Annotated in this window: 3 protein-coding genes and 1 rRNA gene; 3 read left to right on the top strand and 1 reads right to left on the bottom strand. The window is 63.2% G+C overall.

Annotated elements, in window-relative coordinates; translation table 11 throughout:
* Positions 1-561: 561 nt before the first annotated feature.
* The 3 genes from AC56KL_RS23150 to AC56KL_RS23140 all read left to right on the top strand — a co-directional run bounded on the left by AC56KL_RS23150 (position 562) and on the right by AC56KL_RS23140 (position 5,653).
* Positions 562-972 (top strand): DUF2061 domain-containing protein, encoded by a 411-nt coding sequence (locus AC56KL_RS23150; RefSeq protein WP_497182531.1) that lies wholly within the window; start codon positions 562-564, stop codon positions 970-972.
* Between the two features lie 242 nt (positions 973-1,214).
* Entirely contained in the window at positions 1,215-4,040 is a 2,826-nt protein-coding gene (locus AC56KL_RS23145; protein ID WP_497182530.1) for a response regulator, read from the top strand.
* A gap of 17 nt (positions 4,041-4,057) precedes the next feature.
* Positions 4,058-5,653: a response regulator gene (locus AC56KL_RS23140; protein ID WP_497182529.1), complete on the top strand. Its 1,596-nt coding sequence runs from the start codon at positions 4,058-4,060 to the stop codon at positions 5,651-5,653.
* Positions 5,654-5,867: 214 nt separating this feature from the next.
* Here AC56KL_RS23140 and rrf read toward each other — a convergent pair.
* A 5S ribosomal RNA gene (gene rrf / locus AC56KL_RS23135) occupies positions 5,868-5,976 on the bottom strand; the annotation flags it as partial.

Raw genomic sequence — 5,976 nt, 5'->3', positions numbered from 1 at the left:
GTTCAATCTGAGCCAGGATCAAACTCTTCAGTTCAATCTCTGTTTGTTGACACTTTCGTGTCACCCTTATTTCTAAGGGGTCGCTCACTCAAGATACTGACCGTCATCCCATTGCTGAGACAACGCTTAATACTTTTGTGAACATTTGATAATTTAAGTAATCACTGACCGAAGCCAGCGGCACCTTCATCAAACGCCCACACTTATCGACTGTTGATTGTTAAAGAACTGTGTTCTGTACTACCTTGCCGTGTTCGACGAAGCGTTGTGTTCGTCAGCAGCAGAGAAGTGAGATTATGCAGTGTTTCGCGGTTCTCGTCAACCCCTCACCTCCTTCGCTTGTCGCTGCCTGAAGCGGCGTTGTACGTCGGAGGAGCAAGACTATAGCAAACGGCAGGCATGCGTGACAAGTGCCGGTGTTAGAACGCGACAACATCTTAGCCTGGGTTGCGGATAGGCCAAAACTATCAAACCCTTAAAATTTATTCACTTTAAGCTATGAATGGGAATCGCTATCATTTGACCTACAGTAGTTGTTAACAAAACATAGGAAAGACAAGCATGGTCGCCGCCGCAAAGAAAACCAGCCAGGTCCTTGCTCACATGGCGATCGCGTTCACAATTGCCTATGCGGTCACCGGCTCGGTCGTGCTCGGCGGTTTGGCGATCCTGATCGAACCGGTGATGAATGTGCTCTTGCTTCCGCTGCACGAGCAAGCTTGGTCTGCATGGCGTGCGCGTGCCACCAACGAGCGCGACCGCTACCTGCGCATCGCGGCCGAGAAGCTCAGCCAGACCGCATTCCACATGCTGGTTGCGTTCATGGTGATGTACTTCGCCACCGGCTCGCTCGCATTCGGGGGAATGGCCGCGATTCTCGAGCCTGTCTGCAACGTGCTTCTCCTCCCTCTCCACGACCGCTTCTGGGACAAGCTTCAGCTACGTCTCGACGGCCTTGTAGGGATCGCCTGATATTGCCGTCCTGTACAGTGCAGGACACTGGGGGTACAGTTTCCAGTGTTACACTGTCGCGCTGATGCGGACACGTTGTCCGTGTTCGGCCTGGCGATCTTCGCCGTCGACCCGATGAGGCATTGATGAGCAAGATCGTTTGGCCTGCTTCGCATTCCGAAGCAGCTGAGCTGATTCGCACCCGGGACTGGAGCGACACGTCGCTCGGTCCCATTGATCGTTGGCCGGCCCTCTTGCGCACCTTGACCGACGTCGTCCTGCGCTCGCCTGCCGGCATGGCCCTGATATGGGGCGAAGAGCGGATCCTCCTCTATAACGACGGCTACGCACTGGTTTGCGGGAACAAACATCCCCAGGTATTTGGCAGCTCCATCCCCGAGGCCTGGCCGGAAGCATGGAGCTTCAACGAGGAAGTCTTCGACGCCTGCTTCGCCGGCGAAGAACGCGTCTTCCGCGACGCACACTTTGTCCTTGACCGCCATGGCGCGCCCGAAGAGGCATGGTTCGATCTGTACTACGGCCCGGCCGTCGACGAACATGGCCAGGTGCAGGGCGTACTGGCGACCGTCATCGAAACCACGCATCGCGTGCGCGCCGAGCAGCAGCGGCAGCTCCACGAGGTCCACCTCGAACAGGTCAACAGCGACCTGGATGCCCTGCGCCTGAGGCTCGAGCAGGCCAACCGGCGCCTCACCGGCGACATGGACTTCCTGAATACGCTGTTCCGCCAGGCGCCCAGCTTCATGGCGGTGCTGAGCGGGCCGGACTATGTGTTCGAACTGGCGAACGACGCTTACATGAAGCTGGTGCAGCATCGCCCGATTCTCCATAAACCGGTCAGGCTCGCCCTGCCGGAGCTCGATGGCCAGGGTTTCCATGAACTGCTCGACAGGGTCTACCACGATGGCGAACCCTATCATGGCCGCAGCATCGAGGTGCAGCTGGACCCCGGCAACGGCCAGGGGATGGAGCGCCGCATCCTCGATTTCGTGTACCAGCCGCTCAAGGACGCACAAGGCCGCACGCACGGCATCTTCGTCGAGGGTGTCGACGTCACCGACCATGCCCTGACCGAGGAGCGGCTGCGCGTTGCGCAGGAAGCCGGCGAGATCGGCACCTTCGAGTGGTACCCGAACACCGGCAAGCTGGTGGTATCGGATGCCTATCGCCGCATCTGGGGTTTCGCGCCCGACGTGGAAGTCACTGCCGATCTTCTGCTCAGCCGCGTCGACCCGTCTTGCCTGCACCTGGCCGGCCCGAACCGGCTCGGCAGCGAAGCGAATCCCCTGCGCTACTCGGAATATCTGATCACCCGCGCCGATACGGGAGAGCGGCGCTGGGTCGCCCGCCGCGGCCAGGCCGTACCGAGCAGGATCGCAGGCGAGCGCCGCTATCTCGGTGTCGCCTTCGACATTACGGAACGCAAGCGTACCGAAGAGAACCTCCAGCAGGCCGAAGCCGCGCTGCGTGAACTGAACCAGTCGCTCGAACGCCAGGTCGTGCTGGAAGAAACCGAACGCGTCAAGGCCGAGGATGCGCTGCGCCAGGCCCACAAGATGGAAGCGGTCGGCCAGCTGGCCAGCGGCGTGGCCCATGACTTCAACAACGTCCTGCAGATCATCTCCAGCAACCTGCAACTGATGGAACTGGACGGGATCGGCAGCGTGCTCGGCGCCCGCGTCGCGAGTGCGGTAGCGGCCGTCGAGCGCGGTTCGAAGCTGTCCTCGCAACTGCTCGCCTTCGCGCGCCGGCAGCCGCTGCAACCGGAGACCACCGATCTCGGGATCCTGCTGGCGGACATGGAATCGCTGCTGCTGCGGGCACTGGGCGACCGGGTCGTGCTCGACCTGCGCCGCGCACCCGGCCTCTGGAATGCCCGGGTCGACCGCAACCAGCTGGAGAACGCGATCCTGAACATGGCCATCAATGCGCGCGACGCCATGGGCGGCAGCGGGCGCCTGACCATCGGCGTCGCCAACGACGCGCAGGAAGGCGACTGCAACAAGCATGTGCGCCTCTCGATCGCCGATACCGGCTGCGGCATGTCGCCGGAAGTGCTCGACAAGATCTTCGATCCCTTCTACACCACCAAGGCGCCGGGCGAAGGCACAGGCCTGGGCATGAGCATGGTGTATGGCTTCGTGAAGCAGAGCGGCGGCGAGATCCGCATCGATAGCCGTCCCGGCCAAGGGACGACGATCACGATCCTGCTGCCGCGTGCCGAAGGCGACGCCCTGCACGCACAGGCGGCGAGCCTGTCCAGTGTGCCGGGCGGCGACGAGACCATCCTGGTGGTCGACGACGACGCGGCGGTCGTGGCCACGACCGTCGAACTGCTGGCCGGCCTCGGTTACCGGGTGCTCGCGGCCGAAGGCGGACGGCAGGCCGTCGCCATGCTCCAGTCCGGGATACCGGTGGACCTGCTGTTCAGCGACCTGTCCATGCCTGGGGCCGTCGATTGCGCTTCGTTGGTGGCGCAGTGCCGGCACATCTCGCCGCACACGCGCATCCTGCTGACCTCGGGGCAGCTGCCCGATTCCTCTTTCGACGACGCCATCGAGTTGCTGCCGAAGCCGTATAGCCGGGAACAGCTGGCCCGGACGGTCCGCCGCCAGCTCGGCGCAGGGGGCTTGGCCGTTCCCATGGCGGCGCCGGCCGTCGTGGAAGACACCGTGCGCCGCAGCGCGGTGGCGGACGGCGCGCGGCGCATCCTGGTGGTGGAAGACGACCCGGACACGCGGGAACTGGCCTGCGAGCTGCTCGCTGCGCTGGGCCATGCGGCCAGCGGCAGCGGGTCGGCCGAGCACGCGCTCATGCTGCTGAGCGAACACGAGGTCGACATCCTGTTTACCGACCTGAACCTGCCGCGCATGTCGGGCACCGAACTGGCCGGCCGAGCGATCGCCATGCGGCCGTCGCTGCGCGTCATCCTGACTTCGGGCGAGGGAAACAATGTGCGCGTCCAGCCCGATGCCGGCATCATCGTGCTGCCGAAACCGTATGACCTCCTGCAACTCGAACTGTGCATCGCGCAGGCCGCGATCGAAGCAGGCGAGGCGCTCAAATGACAGGGCACATCGACACCATGCCGCCCGAGGCCATCGACATCCGGGTCCTGCTGATCGACGACCACCTGATCAACGCGGAGCTTGTCGAGGGCATGCTGGCGGATGAAGCCGGCATCGTGCTCACTTACCAGCAGGACCCGGCGCGTGCCCTCGAGAGCGCGCTGGCATGCACGCCGAGCGTCATCATGGTCGACCTGCACATGCCCCTGATCGACGGCCTCGACGTGATCCGGACGCTGAAAGCGGATCCGCGTGTGGCGGAGGTGCCCATCATCATGCTGTCATCGAACACCAGTCCGCGGGTGAAAGCGGTCGGCTTCGCAGCCGGCGCGATCGACTACCTGGTGAAATGGCCGGACAAGGTCGAACTCAATGCGCGTCTACGCGCGCATTCACGCGCCTACCGTGCGGTCCAGGAACGCAACCGCGCCCTCGATGCGCTACGCGCGAGCCAGGCCGAACTTTCCGAGCGTACGGGCGAGCTGGCCAGGGCGCAGTCGGCGTTGCACGAAGCCGAAAAGATGGAAGCGATCGGCCAGCTCACCGGCGGCGTGGCCCACGACTTCAACAATGTGCTCCAGCTGATCAACGGGCACTTGCAGTTGCTGCGCGTGGCGCACCGCGCCGACGAGAAAACCGTGCGGCGACTGGAATCTGCCTCCGAAGGCGTGCGCCGCGGGGCGCAGCTGGCGGCGCAGATGCTGGCCTTCGCGCGTCGCCAGCCGCTGGCGCCGCGGCCGGTGAACCTGGCGAGTCACCTGCGCAGCATGGAAGGCATGATCAGGCAAACGCTAGGCGACCATGCACTGAGCCTGTCGCTGGACCCGGACCTCGGGGCCAGTATCGATCCGGCGCAGTTCGAAAAAACCGTCCTGCACCTCGTGCAGAATGCGGCCGAGGCGATGGGAGAGAATGGGTGGCTCGAGATTGCCCTGGATGCGGCGCATCTGCCGGGTGAGGCGGACAAGGACGAGCCGCCTCGCTACCTGCGGCTACGCTTTTCAGACAATGGCGCCGGCATGACGGACGAGGTGCAACGGCGCGCGTTCGAGCCCTTCTTTTCGAGCAAGACGGACAAGCGCAGTGCCGGCCTGGGTCTGAGCCTGGCCTTCGGATTCGTCAGGCAAAGCGAAGGGCAGGTCGAACTGGCAAGCAACTTTGGAAAAGGCACGATTGTCAGCCTGTACTTTCCACTGCTTCGAACGGCCCATGTCGAGGAGCCGCTACCGACAGCATCCCCGGCAGCGGTACGTACGGTGCTCGTCGTCGAGGACGAAGCCTCGGTGCGGCACACCAGCGTCGAGGTGCTGCGCAAGCTCGGATTATGCGTGCTCGAGGCAGGGGACGGCGAAGCGGCGCTCGACATGATCCGTCGCCGGCTGCCGATCGACCTGGTGTTCACCGACCTGGTCATGCCAGGCCAGGTAAGCGGGCAGGATGTGGCGGCGGCGACGGCCACCTGCCTGCCGCAGGCGAAGCTGCTGTTCGCATCCGGATATCCGGGAGAAGCCGTGGAAGATGACGGCATCCTCGCGCGTCATCGCCTGCTGCGCAAGCCGTACCGACTCGACGAGATGGCGCGGCTGGTGCAGCAGCTACTGGCGGAAAAGTGAGCGCACATGGCCACGCATTTCCCCATGTAATGCCTGCATCGGGAGTTGCTCACGACAGTCCCCAGCACGTCGCCCCGGGATAGGCGTCCGCCCTTGGCCGGGGCCCAATTTCCGTGAACAGTCAGACGTCGGATTGTTGAGTTGAGCTGGAATTCGGCACGCACAAAGCAAAAAACCCCACCAGGATCACCTGGTGGGGTTTTTCATATAACTAGCCTGACGATAACCTACTTTCACACTGGTTGCAGCACTATCATCGGCGCAAAGTCGTTTCACGGTCCTGTTCGGGATGGGAAGGGGTGGGACCGACTTGCTATGGTCAT

This window comes from Telluria sp. ZB4P34 (assembly GCF_059686055.1).
This window is presented reverse-complemented; position numbering and strand designations above follow the sequence as displayed.

Bases quoted from the DNA above. Each gene is read 5' to 3' on its own strand.
- AC56KL_RS23150 (WP_497182531.1), top strand. From the start codon at position 562: ATGGTCGCCGCCGCAAAGAAAACCAGCCAGGTCCTTGCTCACATGGCG.
- AC56KL_RS23140 (WP_497182529.1), top strand. From the start codon at position 4,058: ATGCCGCCCGAGGCCATCGACATCCGGGTCCTGCTGATCGACGACCAC.